General features: G+C 68.2%; 24 protein-coding genes. 22 read left to right on the forward strand and 2 right to left on the reverse strand.

What is annotated here, in order from left to right:
* Nucleotides 1-64: 64 nt before the first annotated feature.
* From AC1DX8_RS00295 to AC1DX8_RS00320, 6 genes are all read left to right on the forward strand, one after another.
* Complete coding sequence (locus AC1DX8_RS00295) at nucleotides 65-3,943, forward strand: DNA-directed RNA polymerase subunit beta' (protein WP_477627916.1); 3,879 nt, start codon at nucleotides 65-67, stop codon at nucleotides 3,941-3,943.
* Nucleotides 3,944-4,454: 511 nt separating this feature from the next.
* The gene (gene rpsL, locus AC1DX8_RS00300; RefSeq protein WP_056883290.1) at nucleotides 4,455-4,829 is read left to right on the forward strand and encodes a 30S ribosomal protein S12; all 375 of its coding nucleotides are present in this window, start codon (nucleotides 4,455-4,457) and stop codon (nucleotides 4,827-4,829) included.
* Nucleotides 4,829-5,299 (forward strand): 30S ribosomal protein S7, encoded by a 471-nt coding sequence (gene rpsG / locus AC1DX8_RS00305; protein ID WP_056915473.1) that lies wholly within the window; start codon nucleotides 4,829-4,831, stop codon nucleotides 5,297-5,299. The genes rpsL and rpsG overlap by 1 nt, the downstream gene beginning before the upstream one ends.
* Before the next feature lie 120 nt (nucleotides 5,300-5,419).
* On the forward strand, nucleotides 5,420-7,537 hold the full coding sequence (gene fusA / locus AC1DX8_RS00310; protein WP_477627917.1) for an elongation factor G: 2,118 nt from the start codon (nucleotides 5,420-5,422) through the stop codon (nucleotides 7,535-7,537).
* A 116-nt stretch (nucleotides 7,538-7,653) separates the two neighbouring features.
* Nucleotides 7,654-8,850, forward strand: a complete 1,197-nt coding sequence (tuf, locus tag AC1DX8_RS00315; protein ID WP_477627918.1) for an elongation factor Tu — start codon at nucleotides 7,654-7,656, stop codon at nucleotides 8,848-8,850.
* Between the two features lie 187 nt (nucleotides 8,851-9,037).
* Entirely contained in the window at nucleotides 9,038-11,212 is a 2,175-nt protein-coding gene (locus AC1DX8_RS00320; protein WP_477627919.1) for a PKD domain-containing protein, read from the forward strand.
* Here the strand turns inward: AC1DX8_RS00320 and AC1DX8_RS00325 are convergent.
* Together AC1DX8_RS00325 and AC1DX8_RS00330 are read right to left on the reverse strand one after the other, a co-directional pair.
* Complete coding sequence (locus AC1DX8_RS00325; RefSeq protein WP_477627920.1) at nucleotides 11,190-11,765, reverse strand: GNAT family N-acetyltransferase; 576 nt, start codon at nucleotides 11,763-11,765, stop codon at nucleotides 11,190-11,192. The genes AC1DX8_RS00320 and AC1DX8_RS00325 overlap by 23 nt on opposite strands.
* The gene (locus AC1DX8_RS00330; RefSeq protein ID WP_477627921.1) at nucleotides 11,762-13,072 is read right to left on the reverse strand and encodes an alpha-hydroxy-acid oxidizing protein; all 1,311 of its coding nucleotides are present in this window, start codon (nucleotides 13,070-13,072) and stop codon (nucleotides 11,762-11,764) included. The genes AC1DX8_RS00325 and AC1DX8_RS00330 overlap by 4 nt, the downstream gene beginning before the upstream one ends.
* Before the next feature lie 178 nt (nucleotides 13,073-13,250).
* Here AC1DX8_RS00330 and AC1DX8_RS00335 point away from each other — a divergent pair, with 178 nt between their 5' ends.
* The 16 genes from AC1DX8_RS00335 (at nucleotide 13,251) to AC1DX8_RS00410 (ending at nucleotide 21,598) form a co-directional block, all read left to right on the forward strand.
* Nucleotides 13,251-13,820, forward strand: a complete 570-nt coding sequence (locus AC1DX8_RS00335; protein ID WP_477627922.1) for a hypothetical protein — start codon at nucleotides 13,251-13,253, stop codon at nucleotides 13,818-13,820.
* Between the two features lie 474 nt (nucleotides 13,821-14,294).
* Nucleotides 14,295-14,603 carry a 30S ribosomal protein S10 gene (rpsJ, locus tag AC1DX8_RS00340; protein WP_009775966.1) on the forward strand — a complete coding sequence of 103 codons (309 nt, stop codon included), beginning with the start codon at nucleotides 14,295-14,297 and terminating at the stop codon, nucleotides 14,601-14,603.
* A gap of 10 nt (nucleotides 14,604-14,613) precedes the next feature.
* Nucleotides 14,614-15,270 carry a 50S ribosomal protein L3 gene (rplC, locus tag AC1DX8_RS00345; RefSeq protein WP_477627923.1) on the forward strand — a complete coding sequence of 219 codons (657 nt, stop codon included), beginning with the start codon at nucleotides 14,614-14,616 and terminating at the stop codon, nucleotides 15,268-15,270.
* A 5-nt stretch (nucleotides 15,271-15,275) separates the two neighbouring features.
* Nucleotides 15,276-16,319: a 50S ribosomal protein L4, sunset domain variant gene (gene rplD / locus AC1DX8_RS00350; protein WP_477627924.1), complete on the forward strand. Its 1,044-nt coding sequence runs from the start codon at nucleotides 15,276-15,278 to the stop codon at nucleotides 16,317-16,319.
* Entirely contained in the window at nucleotides 16,316-16,621 is a 306-nt protein-coding gene (rplW, locus tag AC1DX8_RS00355; protein ID WP_056923998.1) for a 50S ribosomal protein L23, read from the forward strand. Before rplD ends, rplW begins: the two co-directional genes overlap by 4 nt.
* Before the next feature lie 35 nt (nucleotides 16,622-16,656).
* On the forward strand, nucleotides 16,657-17,493 hold the full coding sequence (gene rplB / locus AC1DX8_RS00360; protein ID WP_477627925.1) for a 50S ribosomal protein L2: 837 nt from the start codon (nucleotides 16,657-16,659) through the stop codon (nucleotides 17,491-17,493).
* A 15-nt stretch (nucleotides 17,494-17,508) separates the two neighbouring features.
* Entirely contained in the window at nucleotides 17,509-17,790 is a 282-nt protein-coding gene (gene rpsS / locus AC1DX8_RS00365) for a 30S ribosomal protein S19 (RefSeq protein WP_179420837.1), read from the forward strand.
* 32 nt (nucleotides 17,791-17,822) lie between these two features.
* Nucleotides 17,823-18,191 (forward strand): 50S ribosomal protein L22, encoded by a 369-nt coding sequence (gene rplV, locus AC1DX8_RS00370; protein WP_477628218.1) that lies wholly within the window; start codon nucleotides 17,823-17,825, stop codon nucleotides 18,189-18,191.
* Nucleotides 18,191-19,009 (forward strand): 30S ribosomal protein S3, encoded by an 819-nt coding sequence (gene rpsC, locus AC1DX8_RS00375; protein ID WP_091779863.1) that lies wholly within the window; start codon nucleotides 18,191-18,193, stop codon nucleotides 19,007-19,009. The genes rplV and rpsC overlap by 1 nt, the downstream gene beginning before the upstream one ends.
* A 1-nt stretch (nucleotide 19,010) precedes the next feature.
* Nucleotides 19,011-19,430: a 50S ribosomal protein L16 gene (gene rplP / locus AC1DX8_RS00380; protein WP_056883301.1), complete on the forward strand. Its 420-nt coding sequence runs from the start codon at nucleotides 19,011-19,013 to the stop codon at nucleotides 19,428-19,430.
* Entirely contained in the window at nucleotides 19,430-19,684 is a 255-nt protein-coding gene (gene rpmC, locus AC1DX8_RS00385; RefSeq protein WP_477627926.1) for a 50S ribosomal protein L29, read from the forward strand. Before rplP ends, rpmC begins: the two co-directional genes overlap by 1 nt.
* Nucleotides 19,681-19,983, forward strand: a complete 303-nt coding sequence (gene rpsQ / locus AC1DX8_RS00390) for a 30S ribosomal protein S17 (protein ID WP_477627927.1) — start codon at nucleotides 19,681-19,683, stop codon at nucleotides 19,981-19,983. Before rpmC ends, rpsQ begins: the two co-directional genes overlap by 4 nt.
* Before the next feature lie 100 nt (nucleotides 19,984-20,083).
* A complete protein-coding gene (gene rplN / locus AC1DX8_RS00395; protein WP_056923992.1) occupies nucleotides 20,084-20,452 on the forward strand; it encodes a 50S ribosomal protein L14 in 369 nt (122 codons plus the stop codon).
* A 3-nt stretch (nucleotides 20,453-20,455) separates the two neighbouring features.
* Complete coding sequence (gene rplX / locus AC1DX8_RS00400; RefSeq protein ID WP_477627928.1) at nucleotides 20,456-20,815, forward strand: 50S ribosomal protein L24; 360 nt, start codon at nucleotides 20,456-20,458, stop codon at nucleotides 20,813-20,815.
* A gap of 23 nt (nucleotides 20,816-20,838) precedes the next feature.
* Nucleotides 20,839-21,411 carry a 50S ribosomal protein L5 gene (gene rplE, locus AC1DX8_RS00405; RefSeq protein ID WP_477628219.1) on the forward strand — a complete coding sequence of 191 codons (573 nt, stop codon included), beginning with the start codon at nucleotides 20,839-20,841 and terminating at the stop codon, nucleotides 21,409-21,411.
* A gap of 1 nt (nucleotide 21,412) precedes the next feature.
* Entirely contained in the window at nucleotides 21,413-21,598 is a 186-nt protein-coding gene (locus AC1DX8_RS00410; protein ID WP_035902511.1) for a type Z 30S ribosomal protein S14, read from the forward strand.
* Nucleotides 21,599-21,663 lie beyond the last annotated feature (65 nt).

Here is a 21,663-nt window from a genome sequence, read left to right on the forward strand (position 1 = left end):
CACGACCAGCTCTTCAGTTTCACCACCAAGAGTTTCAAGCAAGAGACACGGAAGAAGGAACCACGTGCTCGACGTCAACTTCTTTGACGAACTGCGCATCGGCCTGGCCACGGCGGACGACATCCGCCAGTGGAGCCACGGCGAGGTGAAGAAGCCCGAGACGATCAACTACCGCACGCTCAAGCCCGAGAAGGAGGGCCTGTTCTGCGAGCGCATCTTCGGCCCCACCCGGGACTGGGAGTGCAACTGCGGCAAGTACAAGCGGGTCCGCTTCAAGGGCATCATCTGTGAGCGCTGTGGCGTCGAGGTCACTCGCGCCAAGGTGCGTCGTGAGCGGATGGGCCACATCGAGCTCGCTGCCCCCGTCACCCACATCTGGTACTTCAAGGGCGTCCCGTCGCGTCTGGGCTACCTCCTCGACCTGGCCCCGAAGGACCTCGAGAAGGTCATCTACTTCGCGGCCTACATGATCACGTCCGTGGACGAGGAGCAGCGTCACAAGGACCTGCCCTCGCTCGAGGCGCAGATCGAGGTGGAGAAGAAGGAGTACGAGAACCGTCGTGACTCCGAGGTCGAGACCCGGGCCAAGCGGCTCGAGTCCGACATCGCCGAGCTCGAGGCCGAGGGCGCCAAGGCTGACGCCCGCCGCAAGGTGCGCGAGTCCGCCGAGCGCGAGATGAACCAGATCCGCAAGCGCGCCGACATGCAGATCGAGCGCATCGAGCAGGTCTGGGACCGGTTCAAGAACCTCAAGGTCCAGGACCTCGAGGGCGACGAGATCCTCTACCGCGAGATGCGGGACCGCTTCGGTCTGTACTTCGAGGGCGGCATGGGCGCTGCGGCGATCCAGAAGCGCCTCGAGGACTTCGACCTGGTGGCCGAGGCCGAGCTGCTGCGCGAGATCATCGCCACCGGCAAGGGCCAGAAGAAGACCCGTGCCCTCAAGCGGCTCAAGGTCGTGACCGCCTTCCAGGCGACGACCAACAAGCCCTCCGGCATGGTCCTCGACGCCGTCCCGGTCATCCCGCCGGACCTGCGCCCGATGGTGCAGCTCGACGGTGGCCGCTTCGCGACCTCCGACCTCAACGACCTCTACCGTCGGGTGATCAACCGCAACAACCGACTCAAGCGACTGCTCGACCTCGGTGCGCCGGAGATCATCGTCAACAACGAGAAGCGGATGCTCCAGGAGGCTGTCGACAGCCTCTTCGACAACGGCCGTCGTGGTCGCCCCGTCACGGGTCCCGGCAACCGCCCGCTCAAGTCGCTGTCCGACATGCTCAAGGGCAAGCAGGGCCGGTTCCGCCAGAACCTGCTCGGCAAGCGCGTCGACTACTCCGGCCGTTCGGTCATCGTCGTCGGCCCGCAGCTCAAGCTGCACCAGTGCGGTCTGCCCAAGCAGATGGCGCTCGAGCTGTTCAAGCCGTTCGTGATGAAGCGTCTGGTCGACCTCGACCACGCGCAGAACATCAAGTCGGCCAAGCGGATGGTCGAGCGGGCCCGTCCGGTCGTGTGGGACGTCCTCGAAGAGGTCATCACCGAGCACCCCGTGCTGCTCAACCGCGCACCCACCCTGCACCGCCTCGGCATCCAGGCCTTCGAGCCCCAGCTGGTCGAGGGCAAGGCCATCCAGATCCACCCGCTCGTCTGCTCGGCCTTCAACGCCGACTTCGACGGTGACCAGATGGCCGTGCACGTGCCGCTGAGCACGGAGGCGCAGGCCGAGGCCCGCATCCTCATGCTCTCGAGCAACAACATCCTCAAGCCGGCCGACGGTCGTCCGGTGACCATGCCCACCCAGGACATGATCATCGGGCTCTACCACCTCACCTCCGAGGTGGAGAACGGCAAGGGCTCCGGCCGCGCGTTCTCGTCGGTCTCCGAGGCCCGCATGGCGTTCGACGCCGGCGAGCTCGAGCTCGGCAGCAAGGTCAAGATCCGCCTCCTCGACGTCGTGCCGATCCCCGGCACGGAGCTGGGCGAGGGTGTCGAGCCGAACGAGCTGGGCCAGGTGGCCTCGCTCACCGTCGAGACCAGCCTCGGCCGGGCGCTGTTCAACCAGACCCTGCCGGTCGACTACCCGTTCGTGGACGCGGTCGTCGACAAGAAGCGCCTCTCGACCATCGTCAACGACCTGGCCGAGCGCTACAGCAAGGTCCAGGTGGCTGCGTCCCTCGACGCGCTCAAGGAGTACGGCTTCCACTGGGCGACCCGCTCGGGCACCACGGTGGCCATCTCCGACGTCGTGACCCCGCCGCGCAAGCTCGAGATCCTCGAGGGCTACGAGACCAAGGCCACCAAGGTCCAGGTCCAGTACGAGCGCGGTCTGATCACCGACGACGAGCGTCGCCAGGAGCTCATCGAGATCTGGACCCAGGCCACCAACGAGGTCGCCAAGGAGATGGAGGCCAACCTCMCGAAGACCAACACCATCTACAAGATGGTGTCCTCGGGTGCGCGTGGTAACTGGATGCAGCTGCGGCAGATCGCCGGTATGCGTGGTCTGGTGTCCAACCCCAAGGGCGACATCATCCCGCGACCGATCCGCGCGAACTTCCGCGAGGGCCTGTCCGTGCTCGAGTTCTTCATCTCGACGCACGGTTCCCGCAAGGGTCTTGCCGACACCGCGCTGCGTACCGCCGACTCGGGTTACCTGACCCGTCGTCTGGTGGACGTCTCGCAGGACGTCATCATCCGCGAGGACGACTGCGGCACCGACCGTGGCCTGACCATGCCGATCGCGCAGAAGAACGCGGCCGGCGCCCTGGTCGAGCACGACGACGTGGAGACCTCGGTCTACGCGCGGACGCTCGCCGCCGACGTCGAGAAGGACGGCTCCGTCCTCGCCGAGGCCGGCATCGACCTCGGTGACGTGGTCATCGACGCCCTCGTCGCCGCTGGCGTCGAGGAGGTCAAGGTCCGCTCGGTCCTCACCTGCGAGTCGCACGTCGGCACCTGTGCCGCCTGCTACGGCCGGTCGCTCGCGACCGGCAAGCTGGTCGACATCGGCGAGGCCGTCGGCATCATCGCGGCCCAGTCGATCGGTGAGCCCGGCACCCAGCTGACGATGCGTACCTTCCACACCGGTGGTGTGGCTGGTGACGACATCACGCAGGGTCTGCCCCGTGTCGTCGAGCTGTTCGAGGCGCGCACCCCCAAGGGTGTCGCCCCGATCGCCGAGGCGTCCGGTCGGGTGTCCATCGAGGACACCGACAAGACCCGCCGCATCATGCTCACCCCGGACGACGGCTCCGAGGAGCACGCCTACCCGGTGAGCAAGCGCGCGCGTCTGCTCGTCGCCGACGGCGACCACGTCGAGGTCGGCCACCGGATGACGCAGGGTTCGATCGACCCCAAGCAGGTCCTTCGCATCCTCGGCCCGCGTGCGGTGCAGATGCACCTCGTCGACGAGGTGCAGCACGTCTACCGCCAGCAGGGTGTGTCGATCCACGACAAGCACATCGAGGTCATCGTCCGCCAGATGCTGCGCCGGATCACGATCATCGAGTCCGCCGACGCCGACCTGCTCCCGGGTGAGCTGGCCGAGCGTGGTCGGTTCGAGACCGAGAACCGTCGCGTCGTCGCCGAGGGTGGCCGCCCGGCCTCGGGTCGTCCCGAGCTGATGGGTATCACCAAGGCGTCGCTGGCCACCGACTCCTGGCTGTCGGCCGCCTCCTTCCAGGAGACGACCCGCGTGCTGACCGAGGCTGCGATGAACGCCAAGTCGGACCCGCTCCTGGGTCTGAAGGAGAACGTCATCCTCGGAAAGCTCATCCCGGCCGGCACGGGTCTCCCGCGCTACCGGAACATCAAGGTCGAGGCCACGGAAGAGGCCAAGGCGGCGATGTACTCGATGCCCAGCTACGAGTACGACTACCCGGTGTTCGGTCCCGGCTCCGGCGAGGCCATCCGCCTCGACGACGCCGAGCTCGGCCTGGACTGACGACGACGGGGTGAGGATCGACCGAGCGCCAGCGAGGGAGGCCCGGAGCCCCGAGGGGTCAGTCCGATGAACCCGGACTGAGCGAGCAGCACCACCCGTCGAGGGCGGGTATGCCGCGTGGTGACCACGCGGCATACCCGCCCTCGCGGTTTCCCCGCGTCCACACGGGCGGTCAGCCGCACCGGACGGGGGGTAACCGATTTGGTCGGGTACCACGCAGGCGGTATCTTTGAACACTGTGTCTGAGGTCTGCCTCGGGCATGCGCTGGAGCCGGTCCCGACCATGAGCACGAGCACCACCGTGCAGGACGTCGGAGGCTGGACCAGCACCCCTCTCGCCGGGCACTCCGCAACCGAACCGTGCTGGTTCGTGCGTGGAGGGTGCAGGGGAGAGCGCCGAGCACGACACACCCGAGTGCGGGGGTCGGGCGAGGCACCACACCAAGGAGTGCCAGCAGGACCGCAGCCGCGGGCCGGCGGCACAGAACATCAACTACGTACGGAGAACAGGTTGCCTACGATCAACCAGCTTGTGCGCAAGGGGCGTCAGGACAAGGTCACCAAGACCAAGACTCCTGCCCTCAAGGGCTCGCCCCAGCGCCGTGGCGTGTGCACGCGGGTGTACACCACCACCCCCAAGAAGCCGAACTCTGCCCTGCGCAAGGTCGCCCGTGTGCGCCTCACCAGCGGCATCGAGGTCACGGCCTACATCCCGGGCGTCGGCCACAACCTGCAGGAGCACTCGATCGTGCTCGTGCGTGGCGGTCGTGTGAAGGACCTCCCGGGTGTCCGTTACAAGATCGTCCGCGGCTCGCTCGACACCCAGGGTGTCAAGAACCGCAAGCAGGCCCGCTCCCGTTACGGCGCGAAGATGGAGAAGAAGTAATGCCTCGCAAGGGACCCGCGCCCAAGCGCCCCCTCGTCGTCGACCCGGTCCACAACTCCCCGTTGGTGACCCAGCTGGTCAACAAGATTCTCCTCGATGGCAAGAAGTCCATCGCCGAGACGATCGTCTACGGCGCCCTCGAGGGCGTCAAGGAGAAGACCGGCTCCGACCCCGTCGTGACCCTCAAGCGCGCGCTGGACAACATCCGTCCGACGCTCGAGGTCAAGTCGCGTCGGGTCGGTGGCGCCACCTACCAGGTGCCGATCGAGGTCAAGCCCAACCGCGCGACCACGCTGGCCCTGCGCTGGATGGTCGGCTACTCGCGGCAGCGTCGTGAGAAGACCATGACCGAGCGGCTCATGAACGAGATCCTCGACGCGTCCAACGGCCTCGGTGCCGCGGTGAAGCGTCGCGAGGACACCCACAAGATGGCCGAGTCCAACAAGGCCTTCGCGCACTACCGCTGGTGACAGCGCCCGGTATGCCGCGTGCCACCGCGTGCACGCGGCATACCGGAGGTGCGTGGTCGAGGCCCTGCCCCCCACGCACCACCACGAACTTTTTCTAACGAGCGAGATGAGACGATCACATTGGCACTCGACGTCCTGACGGACCTGACCAAGGTCCGCAACATCGGGATCATGGCGCACATCGACGCCGGCAAGACGACGACGACTGAGCGCATCCTCTTCTACACCGGTGTCAACCACAAGATCGGTGAGACCCACGACGGTGCGTCGACCACCGACTGGATGGAGCAGGAGAAGGAGCGCGGCATCACGATCACGTCTGCCGCCGTGACCTCCTTCTGGGAGGGCACCCAGATCAACATCATCGACACCCCCGGTCACGTGGACTTCACGGTCGAGGTGGAGCGCTCGCTGCGCGTCCTCGACGGTGCCGTCGCCGTGTTCGACGGCAAGGAGGGCGTCGAGCCCCAGTCCGAGACCGTGTGGCGTCAGGCCGACAAGTACGACGTCCCCCGGATCGCGTTCGTCAACAAGATGGACAAGCTCGGCGCGGACTTCTACTTCACCGTCGACACCATCAAGGACCGCCTCGGCGCCGAGCCCCTCGTGCTCCAGCTGCCGATCGGCTCCGAGAACGACTTCGTCGGCGTCGTCGACCTCATCTACCGTCGCGCGCTCGTGTGGCCCGGTGACGCCAAGGGTGACGTCACCATGGGTGCCAAGTACGAGATCCAGGAGATCCCGGCCGACATGGTCGAGAAGGTGGAGGAGTACCGCCACCACCTCGTCGAGCGCGTCGCCGAGTCCGACGACGACCTCATGGAGAAGTACCTCAACGGTGAGGAGCTGACGCCCGAGGAGATCAAGGGCGCGATCCGCAAGCTCACTGTCAACTCCGTGCTGTACCCCGTGCTCTGCGGTTCCGCGTTCAAGAACCGCGGTGTCCAGCCGATGCTCGACGCGGTCGTCGACTACCTGCCGTCGCCCCTCGACGTCCCCCCGATGGTCGGCCACAAGCCGGGCAACGAGGAGGTCGAGATGACGCGCAAGCCGAGCAAGGACGAGCCGTTCTCGGCGCTGGCCTTCAAGGTCGCGACGCACCCGTTCTTCGGCACGCTGACCTTCATCCGGGTCTACTCCGGCCAGATCAGCGCCGGCTCCGCGGTCGTCAACACGACCAAGGGCCGCAAGGAGCGCATCGGGAAGCTCTTCCAGATGCACGCCAACAAGGAGAACCCGGTGGAGGAGGCCCTCGCGGGTCACATCTACGCGGCGATCGGCCTGAAGGACACCACGACCGGTGACACCCTGAGCGACCCGAACGAGCAGATCGTGCTCGAGTCGATGACGTTCCCGGACCCGGTCATCCAGGTGGCCATCGAGCCGAAGACCAAGGGTGACCAGGAGAAGCTCTCCACGGCCATCCAGAAGCTCTCCGCCGAGGACCCGACCTTCCAGGTCCACCACGACGAGGAGACCGGCCAGACGATCATCGCCGGCATGGGCGAGCTCCACCTCGACATCCTCGTGGACCGCATGAAGCGCGAGTTCAAGGTCGAGGCCAACGTCGGCAAGCCGCAGGTGGCCTACCGCGAGACGATCCGTCGCGCGGTCGAGAAGTACGACTACACCCACAAGAAGCAGACCGGTGGCTCCGGCCAGTTCGCGAAGGTGCAGATCAGCATCGAGCCGCTGGACACCACCGAGTCGGGCGAGCTGTACGAGTTCGAGAACAAGGTCACCGGTGGCCGCATCCCGCGCGAGTACATCCCCTCGGTCGACGCCGGTATCCAGGACGCCATGCAGTACGGCGTGCTGGCGGGCTACCCGCTGGTGGGCATCAAGGCCTCCCTGCTCGACGGCGCCTACCACGACGTCGACTCCTCCGAGATGGCGTTCAAGATCGCCGGCTCCATGGCGCTCAAGGAGGCCGTCCGCAAGGCCGACCCCGTGCTCCTCGAGCCGATGATGGCCGTCGAGGTGCGCACGCCCGAGGACTACATGGGCGACGTCATCGGCGACATCAACTCCCGCCGTGGCCAGATCCAGGCCATGGAGGACATCAGTGGTGCCAAGGTCGTCCGCGGCCTGGTCCCCCTCTCGGAGATGTTCGGCTACGTCGGAGACCTGCGGTCCAAGACCCAGGGTCGGGCCAACTACTCGATGGAGTTTGACTCCTACGCCGAGGTCCCCAAGGCTGTTGCCGAGGAGATCATCAAGAAGACCCGTGGTGAGTGACCGGTAGCATTACCGGTCGCACCACGGACTGCAGAGTTCCACCACCCCCAATCCGCGCCACGTCCCGCCTGGGAACACGGCGTTCAACCAAAGAAGAGTCCTGAGGAGGACATCAAGTGGCGAAGGCAAAGTTCGAGCGGACTAAGCCGCACGTCAACATCGGCACCATTGGTCACATCGACCACGGTAAGACGACGCTGACGGCTGCGATTTCCAAGGTCCTGCACGACAAGTACCCGGACCTGAACCCGCAGTTCGCGTTCGACGACATCGACAAGGCACCCGAAGAGAAGCAGCGCGGTATCACGATCTCGATCGCGCACATCGAGTACCAGACGGAGAGCCGTCACTACGCCCACGTCGACTGCCCCGGTCACGCTGACTACGTGAAGAACATGATCACGGGTGCGGCGCAGATGGACGGTGCGATCCTCGTGGTCGCGGCCACGGACGGCCCCATGCCCCAGACCAAGGAGCACGTGCTCCTGGCCAAGCAGGTCGGCGTGCCCTACATCGTCGTGGCGCTCAACAAGGCCGACATGGTCGACGACGAGGAGATCATGGAGCTCGTCGAGATGGAGGTCCGCGAGCTGCTGTCCTCCTACGAGTTCCCCGGCGACGACCTGCCGGTCGTCAAGGTCTCGGCGCTGAAGGCGCTCGAGGGTGACGCCGAGTGGGGCAAGTCGGTCCTGGAGCTGATGGACGCCGTGGACACCTACATCCCGGAGCCCGAGCGCGAGGTCGACAAGCCGTTCCTCATGCCCGTCGAGGACGTCTTCACGATCACCGGTCGTGGCACCGTCGTCACCGGCCGCATCGAGCGCGGCATCCTCAAGGTCAACGAGGAGATCGAGATCGTCGGCATCCACCCCGGCCCGCCGGCCAAGACCACGGTCACCGGTGTCGAGATGTTCCGCAAGCTGCTCGACGAGGGTCGCGCGGGCGAGAACGTCGGCCTGCTCCTGCGTGGCACCAAGCGCGAGGACGTCGAGCGCGGGCAGGTCATCTGCAAGCCGGGCTCGATCACCCCGCACACGGACTTCGAGGCGAACGTCTACATCCTCTCCAAGGACGAGGGCGGCCGTCACACGCCGTTCTACGACAACTACCGCCCGCAGTTCTACTTCCGCACCACCGACGTGACCGGCGTCGTGCACCTCCCCGAGGGCACCGAGATGGTCATGCCCGGTGACAACACGGAGATGAGTGTCGAGCTCATCCAGCCGATCGCCATGGAGGACGGCCTCAAGTTCGCCATCCGCGAGGGCGGCCGTACCGTCGGCGCCGGCCGCGTCACCAAGATCACCAAGTAGTAGTTCCACGCACGGCGTGATCTGACGCACCCGCACGCGCGTTGGGCCCCGCAGCTTCGGCTGCGGGGCCCTTCGTCGTCTCCGCCCCCTGGCCCGAGTGGTTTGCGCGGATATGCCGGGCCTGCCCGTTCCCGGGTACGGCTCGTGGGGGAGGTGGCGGTGGGCGAGCCCGACTAGTTTCGGGGCCATGAGCAGACGGTTCGGTCGGGCGGCGATGGGTGCTGCGGTCCTGCTCACCGTGCTCGCGGGGCCGGTGGCCTCGGCGCCGGGCGACCCGACCGTCCGGTTCAGCGCCGCCGGCGACTTCTCGGCATCGTCGGCCGCCACCAGCGTCTTCAGCCTCATCGGCTCGCTCGACGACGACTTCCACGCCGCGCTCGGTGACCTGTCCTACGGCACCACGGGTGCCGAGGACGCCTGGTGCACCCAGGTCAAGGCCGGCGTCGGCGAGGGCTATCCCTTCGAGCTGCTCTCGGGCAACCACGAGAGCAACGGGCAGAACGGCAACATCAACGACTTCTCGGCCTGCCTGCCCAACCAACTGCCCGGCCTGCGCGGCACCTACGGGCGCCAGTACTACGTCGACGTGCCAGCCTCGGCCCCCCTGGTCCGCTACATCGCCGTCGCCGCCGGCATCCCGTTCCCGACCGGCACGCTGACCTACGCGGTGGGCACCCCGCAGTACGCCTGGACCGCGGCGACGATCGACTCGGCGCGCGCGGCCGGCATACCGTGGGTCGTCGTGGGCAACCACACGCCCTGCGTGAGCCTCGGCGAGTACGCCTGCGAGATGGGCTCCGACCTGGCCAACCTGCTGCTCGCCAAGAAGGTCGACGTGGTCCTCACCGGTCACGAGCACCTCTACCAGCGCACCAAGCAGCTCACCACCCGCGCCGGCTGCACCCAGCTCGTGCCCGGCACGTTCAACCCGTCGTGCGTCGTTGACTCCGGCAACGCCCTCGCGGCAGGCGCGGGCACGGTCTTCGCCACGGTCGGGACGGGCGGGATCAACCAGCGCGACGTCAACACCGCCGACCCTGAGCTGGGCTACTTCGCCACCTACGCGGGGCTGAACCTCAACCCCACCTTCGGCGTGCTCGACTTCTCCGCCACGGCCACGGTGCTCTCGGCGAGCTTCCGCCGCGCCGCGGGCGGCACCTTCACCGACGCCTTCACCATCACCAAGGGCGCGTCGCCGCCCAACCAGCCCCCCATCGCCGACTTCACGCCCACCTGCACGCAGCTCGCCTGCACGGTCGACGCCTCGGCGAGCTCCGACCCCGACGGCACCATCGCGTCGTACGCGTGGCAGTTCGGTGACGGCAGCACCGGCACGGGGGTCACCTCCAGCCACACGTATGCCGCGGGCGGCACCTACCCCATCACCCTCACCGTGACCGACGACGCTGGCGCCACCGCCAGCACCACGCGGTCGGTCACCGTGACCCCGACGCCGAACCAGCCACCGACGGCGAGCTTCACGAACAGCTGCACCGACCTCGCCTGCTCCTTCAACGGCTCCGGTTCCAGCGACCCGGACGGCACCATCGCGTCCTACGCGTGGAGCTGGGGCGACGCAACGGCCGACGGAAGCGGCGCCACGCCCACCCACACGTATGCCGCGGCGGGCACCTACCCGGTGCGCCTCACCGTCACGGACGACAACGGTGCCACCGGCACGACGACGACCTCGGTCACCGTCACCGCCCCGCAGGTCACGGTCCTGGCGTCGGACGCCTTCGGTCGCACCGTGGCCTCCGGCTGGGGGAGTGCTGACACAGGTGGGGCGTGGACGTTCAGCGGGTCGGCGAGCAACCTCTTCGTCGGCTCGGGTGTGGGCCAGGTGCGCCTGACCGCCGGGTCGGGGCCGTGGCTCGCCCTGGCCGCGGTCTCCTCGTCCGGGACCGACCTGAGCACCTCGATCGCCCTCGACAAGGTGGCCACGGGCAGCGGCGCCTACGTCGCGCTCAACGGTCGACGGGTGGCCGGCGTGGGTGACTACCGGGCCAAGCTGCACTACACGTCCAACGGTGGCGTCGCCCTGTCCCTGCAGCGCACCAACGCCGCGAACGCCGAGACCGTGCTCGTCGCCGAGACCGCGATCCCGGGGATCACGATGGCCGCCGGGGAGAAGCTGCTGGCGCGGGTGCAGGTCACGGGCACCTCGCCGACCACGGTCCGGGCCCGCATCTGGAAGGCGGGCACCACCGAGCCCACGACCTGGCAGAAGACGGTGACCGACTCGACGGCTGGGTACCAGGTGGCCGGCGGCGTGGGTCTCTACCTCTACCTGTCCAGCAGCGCGACCAACGCACCGCTCACCGTCTCGTTCGACGACCTCAGGGCGATCCCGTTCCCCTGACCCGTTCGGTCGCCGTGCGCTCGAACTCCTCCGAGCTCAGCTCGTAGACCACCTCGCTGAGCTCGGCACCGGGCAACGGTTCGTCGCACTGCCGAGTGTCGGTGCGGACCGGGTGCAGGCCGAGGCGGTCGAGGACCGCCCGGGACCGGGTGTTGACCGCCATCGTCTCGGCCCAGATGCGCGCCAGGCCCACCGTGGCGAAACCGTGCTCGAGCAGCCGGGCAGCGCCCTCACTCGCCAGCCCGCGACCCCAGGCGCGCTGGCGCAGCCGGTAGCCGAGCTCGGCCGCGTCGTCGCCCGTGGGGGTCAGGCAGAACCACCCGACGAACTCCCCGTGCTCGTAGGCGGACCAGTACCCCAGCCCGAGGGCGTCGTGCGCCGGATCGGTGCGCTGCGGCATCCAGACCTCGATCACCTCGTCGGGAGCCGGGCCGCGGCCGGCGAGGAGCTCCGTCTCGGCGGGGTCGCCGTCGAGCTCGATGAGGAGGGACCCGTCGTCGGCGGTGAGCGGCCGCAGCTCCAGCCGCGCCGTGGTCAGGCAGGGCCGCGTCATCGCGGTGCCGCGAGCAGCTCGGGGCCGATCTCGGCCACCGAGCCGACCCCGGACAGCCCGAGGGTGAGGTCGAGCTCGGCGACGATGTTGGACAGCACGTCACGCACCCCCTCGCGCCCGGCGAGGGCCAGGCCGTAGACGTACGGCCGCCCGATCGCCACGGCATCGGCGCCGAGCGCGATGGCCTTGACGACGTCACTCCCCGTGCGGACACCGCTGTCGAGGACGATCGGCAGGTCGGGGCCCACGGCCGCGCGGACAGCGGGCAGGGCGTCCAGCGACGCGATCGCGCCGTCGACCTGGCGGCCGCCATGGTTGCTCACCACGATGCCGCTCGCCCCTACCTCGACCGCGCGTCGTGCGTCGTCGGGATGGAGCACACCCTTGACGAGGAACGGCAGCGAGGTGCGGTCGCGCAGGGTCGCGAGCCGCTCCCAGGTGAGCCCGGGGTTGGAGTAGATGTCGAGGAAGGTCTCGACCGCCGCCCGCGGGGTGGGGGAGCGCAGGTTCGACCGCAGGTCGCCGGGGTGCTCACGACTGATCGACAGCAGCGACCGCAGGGCGCCGAGGGTGACCTTGACGTCCTCGCCGGCGCCAGCCTGTGCCGCCTTGGCTGCCACCCGCTGGGCGACGATCTCCCGGAACCGGGGGTCGGAGGTGTACTGGGCGATGCCGATGCCCTGGGAGAAGGGCAGCGAGCCCAGGTTCAGGTCCTGGGGTCGCCACCCCAGCATCGTGGTGTCGAGCGTGACGACCACGGCCTCGGCGCCACTCGCCTCGGCGCGGGCCAGCAGGCTGTCGACGAGCGGCTCGTCGGTGGACCAGTAGAGCTGGAACCAGCGGGGAGCCGAGCCCATCGTGGCCGCCACGTCCTCCATGGGGGAGCACCCCTGGTTCGACAGGATGTAGGGGAGGCCGAGCTCCGCCGCGGCGGCCGCGATCTCGATGTCGCTGTCGCGGCGCACCAGCCCGGCGGCACCCACGGGGGCCAGCAGGACGGGCGCGGGGAGCCGCCGACCCAGCAGCTCCGTGCTGAGGTCGCGGTGCGCACGCCCGGGGAGCATGCGGGGGACGATGCGCTGGCGGTCGAAGGCCGAGCGGTTTGCGCGGGCCGTCGCTCCCTCCCCTGCGGCGCCGGCGACGTAGGCCCACGCGCGCGGCGACATGGCTGACTGCGCACGGCGCTCCAGCTCGGCGAAGTCGGTGGGGACGGCCGGCCGGTGCCCGAGGACGCCGGCGCGGTAGACCAGGCCCTGCCGGGTGCGGCCGGGGCCTGCGGGCAGCGGTGCGGGGGAGGGGGCGGGCATGGACCGATCCTGCCAGCCACCGACCCGCCGTGGCGGTGGACCCGGAGCCGACCTGACAGCCCACTGACAGGTTCGCCACGGCCGCCTACCAGCCTGGCAGCGCAGCCTCGAACGAGAGGGGCGCACCGTGGCGTCCCGCGACCGAGAGCCTGTGTCCCCGAAAGGAAGTGCGCCCACGATGCCCACTGTCAGCAAGTCCCTGAAGATCGCCGCCGCCGGAAGCGTGGCGGCGGTCGCCGTCGGGATCGGGGCCAGCGCCGCGATGGCCGACAACACCACGCCCACCCCCAGTGGCACGACGAGCACGGCCCCCTCGCTGGCCGGGCCGGGTCGGGACGGCCCCGGTGGGCCGGGTGGTCACCACGGTGGACCCGGCGGCCTGGATGCCGCGGCGCTCGCGACCAAGCTCGGCCTCAGCGAGGCGACGGTGAGCGCGGCGCTGGAGAAGGTGCGGGCCGCCCAGCAGCCCGGCACCCCGCCGGCCCAGGGCGCCAAGCCGACCGACGCTGAGCGCCAGGCCAGGGAGCAGGCGCGGGTGACCGCGCTGGCCAAGGAGCTCGGGGTGACCGAGGCCAAGGTGCAGGCCGCCCTCGGCGCCATCCGGGCCGACCGCTCGGCGAGCCGCAAGGCCGAGCTGTCCACCCGGCTCGACGCGGCGGTCAAGGCAGGCACCCTGTCCGCCGCCGACAAGGCGTCGGTGCTCAAGGCCTTCGACGCCGGGGTCCTCGGTGGAGGGCCCCGCCCCTGAGTCCTGCGTCCCCGGTCGACTGCGGCCACGCCCTCGTCCCCCGCGACGGGCGTGGCCGCAGTCCGTCGTCCCGGCCCCGGGCGGACCGACGGGGCAGCGGCGGGCGAGCCGGCGGCATACCGGGTGGACCGGCTGGCGCGACGCGCCACCGGTGCGGGTATGCCGGGTGGCGCGGGCTCGATTTGGTAGGTCGCCGCTCGTTCTGGCACACTGGACCGGTTGCTTGACGCGCGCCGTTGACCCATGTCGACGCCGCCACCCCCGGTGACACACCTCGAACCGTGCGTTCAGCACGGGGCGACACTCCAGGGAAGCGCAAGCCCCGGCTCTGCCGGTCAATCCGATCCGCACGACTGCGTGAAAACGCGTGTCGTCCGGCCGCGAAGCGGGTGCGACACACCCGACCGCGGGGGTCGGAGAAGACAGCAGAACCGGCCCAAGCTAGATGTTCGGCGAGAGAGAGACGTAACGGAGATGGCGGGACAGAAGATCCGCATCCGCTTGAAGTCGTATGACCACGAGGTCATCGACAACTCGGCGCGCAAGATTGTCGACACGGTGACCCGTGCTGGCGCGACGGTGGTCGGCCCTGTGCCGCTGCCCACGGAGAAGAACGTCTTCGTGGTCATCCGTTCGCCCCACAAGTACAAGGACAGCCGCGAGCACTTCGAGATGCGCACCCACAAGCGCTTGATCGACATCATCGACCCGACGCCGAAGGCCGTCGACTCGCTGATGCGTCTCGACCTGCCGGCTGACGTCAACATCGAGATCAAGCTCTGAGGCTGGCGAAATGACCACCACTGCTACCAAGACCGTGAAGGGTGTGCTGGGCAAGAAGCTCGGCATGACCCAGGTGTGGGATGCCGACAACCGGCTCATCCCCGTCACCGTCATCGAGGCGGGCCCCTGCGTCGTCACGCAGGTGCGCGACGCCGCGACGGACGGCTACGACGCCGTCCAGATCGCGTTCGGCGCCATCGACCCCCGCAAGGTGACCAAGCCCCTGACCGGGCACTTCGAGAAGGCCGGCGTGACCCCGCGTCGCCACCTCGTGGAGCTCCGTACCGCTGACGCCGCCGAGTACACGCTCGGACAGGAAGTCACGGTCGAGACCTTCGAGGCCGGCCAGGACATCGACGTCACCGGCACCACCAAGGGCAAGGGCTTCGCCGGCGTCATGAAGCGTCACGGCTTCCACGGCGTCAGCTCCTCCCACGGTGCCCACAAGAACCACCGCAAGCCGGGCTCGATCGGTGGCTGCGCCACCCCGGGTCGCGTCTTCAAGGGCATGCGCATGGCCGGCCGCATGGGCGGCGTGCGCCAGACCACCCAGAACCTCACGATCCACGCCGTGGACGTGGAGCGGGGCCTGCTGCTCGTCAAGGGTGCCGTTCCCGGCCCCCGCAACGGCACGGTCCTCGTCCGCACGGCCGCGAAGGGAGCCTGACCCACATGGCTACCAAGACTGTCGCCGCCGACCTGCCCGCCGAGATCTTCGACGTCCAGGTCAACGTCCCGCTGATCCACCAGGTCGTCGTGGCCCAGCTCGCCGCTGCGCGCCAGGGCACGCACTCCACCAAGACCCGCGGCGAGGTTCGCGGTGGTGGACGCAAGCCCTACCGCCAGAAGGGCACCGGCCGCGCCCGTCAGGGCTCGACCCGCGCTCCGCAGTTCGCCGGTGGTGGCGTCGTCCACGGCCCGCAGCCGCGTGACTACGCCCAGCGGACCCCCAAGAAGATGAAGGCCGCCGCCCTGCGTGGCGCCCTCTCCGACCGGGCGCGCCACGACCGCGTGCACGTCGTCGAGTCGCTGGTGACGGGCTCCGCCCCGTCCACCAAGGACGCGCTGGCCCTGCTCGCCGGTCTGACCGACCGCCCGAACCTGCTCGTCGTGCTCGACCGCAGCGACCTCGTGTCGCTGAAGTCGGTCCGCAACCTCGACGGCGTGCACGTGCTCGCCGCCGACCAGCTCAACACGTACGACGTGCTGTGCTCGGACGACGTCGTCTTCACCAAGGCAGCCCTGGAGGCGTTCGTCTCCAAGGCCCAGCCGGTGGGTGGCGTCGAGGTCACGATCGTCGACGAGTCGGCTGACCAGCCGGCCAAGGCGGAGAAGCCCGCCAAGGCTGACAAGGCCGAGAAGCCCGCCAAGGCTGACAAGCCCGACAAGCCCGCGAAGGCCGAGAAGGCTGACAAGCCCGCGAAGGCCGACAAGCCGGCCAAGGCCGCCGCTGCGAAGGTCTCGGACGCGCCCGAGGCCGACTTCGGCCCCGACTCGGCCGCCGCCCTCGAGGACGGCTCCGCTCCGGAGGGCTTCGAGGTCAAGGGCAACAAGGACTCGATGAAGTACCACGTCCCCGGCTCCCGCTGGTACGACGCGACCGACGCCGAGGTCTGGTTCCGCACTGCGGAAGCAGCTGCGGCCGCCGGCTTCGTCCCCGCTGGTGGCGCTGCCGCCCAGGAGACCACTGACGTGGCCGAGGAGGAGACCAAGTGAGCACCCTCGCTGCAGGCAAGGACCCGCGCGACATCCTGATCGCACCGGTCGTTTCCGAGAAGTCGTACTCGCTGCTCGACCAGGGCAAGTACACGTTCATCGTCGACCCGCGGGCGAACAAGACGGAGATCAAGATCGCCGTCGAGCGCGTCTTCAACGTCAAGGTTGACTCCGTCCACACCCTCAACCGTGTCGGCAAGACCCGCCGCACCCGGTTCGGCATCGGCAAGCGCAAGGACACCAAGCGTGCGATCGTCACCCTCCGCGAGGGCTCGATCGACATCTTCGGTGCCGGCGCCTGACGGAATCGCTGAAGAGACGTAAGGGATTACGAACCATGGGTATCCGCAAGTACAAGCCGACCACGCCTGGCCGCCGAGGCTCCAGCGTCGCCGACTTCGTCGAGGTCACGCGCTCCACGCCTGAGAAGTCGCTGGTGCGCCCGCTCACGAAGTCCGGTGGCCGCAACAGCAACGGCCGCATCACCACCCGTCACATCGGTGGTGGACACAAGCGCGCCTACCGCGTCATCGACTTCCGTCGTCACGACAAGGACGGCGTGCCGGCCAAGGTCGCTCACATCGAGTACGACCCCAACCGCACGGCGCGCATCGCGCTGCTGCACTACGCCGACGGTGAGAAGCGCTACATCCTGGCCCCCAAGGGCCTGGAGCAGGGCGCCAACATCGAGAACGGCCCCGCGGCCGACATCAAGCCCGGCAACAGCCTGCCGCTGCGCAACATCCCGACCGGTACGGTCATCCACGCCGTCGAGCTCAAGCCCGGTGGCGGCGCGAAGATCGCCCGTTCGGCCGGTGTGCGCGTGCAGCTCGTCGCCAAGGACGGCCCCTACGCCCAGCTGCGTATGCCGTCCGGTGAGATCCGCAACGTCGACCTGCGCTGCCGCGCCACGGTCGGCGAGGTGGGCAACGCCGAGCAGTCCAACATCAACTGGGGCAAGGCCGGCCGCATGCGCTGGAAGGGCAAGCGCCCGACCGTCCGTGGTGTCGCCATGAACCCGGTCGACCACCCGCACGGTGGTGGCGAGGGCAAGACCTCTGGTGGTCGCCACCCGGTCAGCCCGTGGGGCCAGGCCGAGGGCCGCACCCGTCGCCCCGGCAAGCCGAGCGACAAGATGATCGTTCGCCGCCGTCGTACTGGCAAGAAGCGCTGATAGGAGCCTGGACACATGCCTCGCAGTTTGAAGAAGGGCCCCTTCATCGACGACCACCTTCAGAAGAAGGTCGACGTCCAGAACGAAGCGGGCACCAAGAACGTCATCAAGACCTGGTCGCGTCGGTCGGTCGTGAGCCCCGACATGCTGGGTCACACCCTCGCCGTGCACGACGGCCGCAAGCACGTCCCGGTGTTCGTCACCGAGTCGATGGTCGGCCACAAGCTCGGTGAGTTCGCGCCGACCCGCACGTTCAAGGGTCACGTGAAGGACGACAAGAAGGGGCGTCGTCGCTGATGGCCGCCCCTACCGAGAACAAGGACAACGTGATGGAAGCCAAGGCGAGCGGGCGCAACGTCCGCGTCACGCCCCAGAAGGCCCGCCGCATCGTGGACCTGATCCGCGGGAAGCAGGCCGTCGAGGCGATCGCCGTGCTGCGGTTCGCCCCGCAGTCCGCCTCCGACCCGGTGCAGAAGGTGCTCGAGAGCGCCATCGCCAACGCCCGGGTCAAGGCTGACCGGGCCTCCGAGGCCTTCGACGAGCGCGACCTGGTCATCAGCGCCGCCTTCGTCGACGAGGGTCCGACCATGAAGCGTTTCCGCCCGCGGGCCCAGGGCCGCGCGGCACGCATCAACAAGCGGACCAGCCACATCACCGTGGTCGTCACGCCGAAGACCACCAAGGGAGGCACCCGCTAATGGGTCAGAAGGTCAACCCGCACGGCTTCCGCCTCGGTATCACCACCGAGCACAAGAGCCGCTGGTTCGCTGACTCCACCAAGGAGGGTCAGCGGTACCGCGACTACGTCAAGGAAGACGTCGCCATCCGCAAGCTCATGTCCGAGGGCATGGAGCGGGCCGGCATCTCCCGCGTCGAGATCGAGCGCACCCGTGACCGCGTCCGTGTGGACATCCACACTGCGCGTCCCGGCATCGTGATCGGTCGCCGCGGCGCCGAGGCCGACCGCATCCGTGGCGAGCTCGAGAAGCTCACCGGCAAGCAGGTCCAGCTGAACATCCTCGAGGTCAAGAACCCCGAGGTCGACAGCCAGCTCGTCGCGCAGGGCATCGCCGAGCAGCTCTCTGCTCGCGTGTCGTTCCGTCGCGCGATGCGCAAGGGCATGCAGTCCGCCACCCGCGCCGGCGCCAAGGGCATCCGTGTCCAGGTCTCCGGTCGCCTCGGCGGCGCCGAGATGTCTCGCACCGAGTTCTACCGCGAGGGTCGCGTCCCGCTGCACACCCTGCGTGCGCAGATCGACTACGGTTTCTACGAGGCCCGCACCACCTTCGGTCGCATCGGCGTCAAGGTGTGGATCTACAAGGGTGACGTCACCGCTCGCGAGCTGGCCCAGCAGCAGGCTGCTGCGCCGCGCCCGAGCCGTGGCCCCCGTCGTGACGGCGCCGACCGTCCGGCCCGCGCTCGTCGCGAGCGTCCGGAGGCCGCCGCCACTGAGACCGCTGCTGAGGCTCCCGCCGCTGAGGCGACCGCAGCAAGCACTGAGGGAGAGCAGTCCTGACATGTTGATTCCTCGTCGAGTCAAGCACCGCAAGCAGCACCACCCGGGTCGCTCGGGCGCTGCGAAGGGTGGCACCAAGATCGCGTTCGGCGACTACGGCATCCAGGCCCTCGAGCCCGCCTACGTCACCAACCGTCAGATCGAGTCCGCTCGTATTGCGATGACGCGTTACATGAAGCGTGGCGGAAAGGTGTGGATCAACATCTACCCCGACCGCCCGCTGACCAAGAAGCCCGCTGAGACCCGCATGGGTTCCGGTAAGGGCTCCCCCGAGTGGTGGATCGCCAACATCAAGCCAGGTCGCGTGATGTTCGAGGTGTCCGGTGTGTCCGAAGAGGTCGCCCGTGAGGCCATGCGTCTGGCGATGCACAAGCTCCCCATGAAGTGCCGCTTCGTTCGGCGTGAGGGTGGTGACATCTGATGGCAGTCGGATCCAAGGACCTGGTGTCTGAGAGCCTGCGTGGTCTCGACGACGACCGTCTGGTCGACGAGCTCCGCAAGGCCAAGGAGGAGCTGTTCAACCTCCGCTTCCAGTCGGCCACCGGCCAGCTGGACAACCACGGCCGCCTGCGCGCCGTCCGCAAGGACATCGCCCGCATCTACACCGAGCTCCGTGAGCGTGAGCTGGGCATCGGGCAGAGCCCGAGTGCATCGGCCAAGGAGGAGTCGGCATGACCAAGAACACGAAGGACAAGACCGTGGATGAGGCCGTGACGGCTCAGGACCGCAACTACCGCAAGACCCGCCAGGGTTACGTCGTGAGCGACAAGATGGACAAGACCGTCGTGGTCGAGGTCGAGGACCGCGTGAAGCACGCGCTCTACGGCAAGGTCCTGCGGCGCTCCAGCAAGGTCAAGGCCCACGACGAGGACAACGCTGCCGGCATCGGCGACCGCGTCTCGATCATGGAGACCCGTCCCCTCTCGGCCACCAAGCGCTGGCGCGTGGTGGAGATCCTCGAGAAGGCCAAGTAAGCCACCTGCCGCCTCGGCAAGCCCATCTGTCATCAGACAGTCAAGTTCGGCCAGGCTCGCCCGCGAGGGTGAGAACCAGCACGACGAGTAGGAGTTAGAAGTGATCCAGCAGGAGTCGCGACTGCGCGTCGCCGACAACACTGGTGCAAAGGAAATCCTCTGCATCCGTGTCCTCGGTGGCTCGGGTCGTCGTTACGCCGGCATCGGTGACGTCATCGTCGCCGCAGTCAAGGACGCCATCCCTGGCGGCAACGTCAAGAAGGGCGACGTCGTCAAGGCCGTCATCGTGCGCACCACCAAGGAGCGCCGTCGCGGTGACGGGTCGTACATCAAGTTCGACGAGAACGCCGCCGTCATCCTCAAGGCCGACGGGGACCCCCGTGGCACCCGCATCTTCGGCCCCGTGGGCCGCGAGCTGCGTGAGAAGAAGTTCATGAAGATCATCTCGTTGGCGCCGGAGGTGCTCTGACCCATGGCTGACAAGAAGAAGATGAAGATCAAGAAGGGTGACGCCGTCAAGGTGCTCACCGGCAAGGACCGCAACAGCATCGGCAAGGTCATCGCCGTCTACCCCGAGACCGAGCGCGTGCTCGTCGAGGGTGTCAACCGCGTGACCCGCCACACCAAGGCCGGTGCGACCGCTCGCGGCACCCGGACCGGTGGCCTGGTCGTCCAGGAAGCTGCGATCCACGTCAGCAACGTCGCGGTCGTCGACCCGGACGACAAGAAGGTCGGCACCCGGATCAAGACCCGCGTCGAGACCGTCGAGCGCGACGGCCGCACCAAGACCGTCCGCACCCGTGTCGCGGTGCGCTCGGGCAAGGACCTGTGAGAACCATGACCGAAACAGAAGCGATGACTCAGACTCAAGTTTCCGCAGCGGTGACCCCGCGCCTGAAGCAGCGCTACGCGGACGAGATCAAGGGCCAGCTGTTCACGCAGTTCGGCTACGAGAACGTCATGCAGGTGCCCGGCGTGGTGAAGGTCGTCGTCAACATGGGTGTCGGCGACGCCGCCAAGGACGCCAAGCTCATCGAGGGCGCGATCAAGGACCTCTCGGCCATCACCGGCCAGAAGCCCCTGGTCACCAAGGCCCGCAAGTCCATCGCGCAGTTCAAGCTGCGCGAGGGTATGCCGATCGGTGCGCACACCACGCTGCGCGGCGACCGGATGTGGGAGTTCCTCGACCGTCTCGTGTCGGTGGGCCTGCCCCGTATCCGTGACTTCCGCGGCCTGTCGCCCAAGCAGTTCGACGGCAAGGGCAACTACACCTTCGGCCTCACGGAGCAGTCGATGTTCCACGAGATCGACCAGGACAAGATCGACCGCGTGCGTGGCATGGACATCACCGTCGTGACTACGGCCACCAACGACGACGAGGGCCGCGCACTGCTCAAGGCGCTCGGCTTCCCCTTCAAGGAGAACTGACATGGCGAAGACCGCCCTGGTCAACAAGGCCAACAAGAAGCCGAAGTTCAAGGTGCGTGGCTACACCCGTTGCCAGCGCTGCGGCCGACCGCACTCGGTCTACCGCAAGTTCGGGCTGTGCCGCATCTGCCTTCGCGAGATGGCTCACCGCGGCGAGCTGCCCGGCGTCACCAAGAGCTCCTGGTAATACCCCACCGTTTTCATCCTTACATCGCAGGTCGCTGCAGACGCAGTGAAACCACGGTGAGAGAG

The organism is Pedococcus sp. P2_A3 (genome assembly GCF_056405035.1).

Coding starts and splice junctions, on each gene's coding strand:
- rpmC (WP_477627926.1), top strand. CDS start 19,430: ATGGCAGTCGGATCCAAGGACCTGGTGTCTGAGAGCCTGCGTGGTCTC.
- rplB (WP_477627925.1), top strand. CDS start 16,657: ATGGGTATCCGCAAGTACAAGCCGACCACGCCTGGCCGCCGAGGCTCC.
- AC1DX8_RS00325 (WP_477627920.1), bottom strand. CDS start 11,765: ATGACGCGGCCCTGCCTGACCACGGCGCGGCTGGAGCTGCGGCCGCTC.
- AC1DX8_RS00320 (WP_477627919.1), top strand. CDS start 9,038: ATGAGCAGACGGTTCGGTCGGGCGGCGATGGGTGCTGCGGTCCTGCTC.
- rplX (WP_477627928.1), top strand. CDS start 20,456: ATGGCTGACAAGAAGAAGATGAAGATCAAGAAGGGTGACGCCGTCAAG.
- rpsJ (WP_009775966.1), top strand. CDS start 14,295: ATGGCGGGACAGAAGATCCGCATCCGCTTGAAGTCGTATGACCACGAG.
- AC1DX8_RS00330 (WP_477627921.1), bottom strand. CDS start 13,072: ATGCCCGCCCCCTCCCCCGCACCGCTGCCCGCAGGCCCCGGCCGCACC.
- rplV (WP_477628218.1), top strand. CDS start 17,823: ATGGAAGCCAAGGCGAGCGGGCGCAACGTCCGCGTCACGCCCCAGAAG.
- rpsG (WP_056915473.1), top strand. CDS start 4,829: ATGCCTCGCAAGGGACCCGCGCCCAAGCGCCCCCTCGTCGTCGACCCG.
- AC1DX8_RS00335 (WP_477627922.1), top strand. CDS start 13,251: ATGCCCACTGTCAGCAAGTCCCTGAAGATCGCCGCCGCCGGAAGCGTG.
- AC1DX8_RS00410 (WP_035902511.1), top strand. CDS start 21,413: ATGGCGAAGACCGCCCTGGTCAACAAGGCCAACAAGAAGCCGAAGTTC.
- rplD (WP_477627924.1), top strand. CDS start 15,276: ATGGCTACCAAGACTGTCGCCGCCGACCTGCCCGCCGAGATCTTCGAC.
- rpsC (WP_091779863.1), top strand. CDS start 18,191: ATGGGTCAGAAGGTCAACCCGCACGGCTTCCGCCTCGGTATCACCACC.
- rpsS (WP_179420837.1), top strand. CDS start 17,509: ATGCCTCGCAGTTTGAAGAAGGGCCCCTTCATCGACGACCACCTTCAG.
- rplP (WP_056883301.1), top strand. CDS start 19,011: ATGTTGATTCCTCGTCGAGTCAAGCACCGCAAGCAGCACCACCCGGGT.
- rplE (WP_477628219.1), top strand. CDS start 20,839: ATGACTCAGACTCAAGTTTCCGCAGCGGTGACCCCGCGCCTGAAGCAG.
- rpsQ (WP_477627927.1), top strand. CDS start 19,681: ATGACCAAGAACACGAAGGACAAGACCGTGGATGAGGCCGTGACGGCT.
- rplC (WP_477627923.1), top strand. CDS start 14,614: ATGACCACCACTGCTACCAAGACCGTGAAGGGTGTGCTGGGCAAGAAG.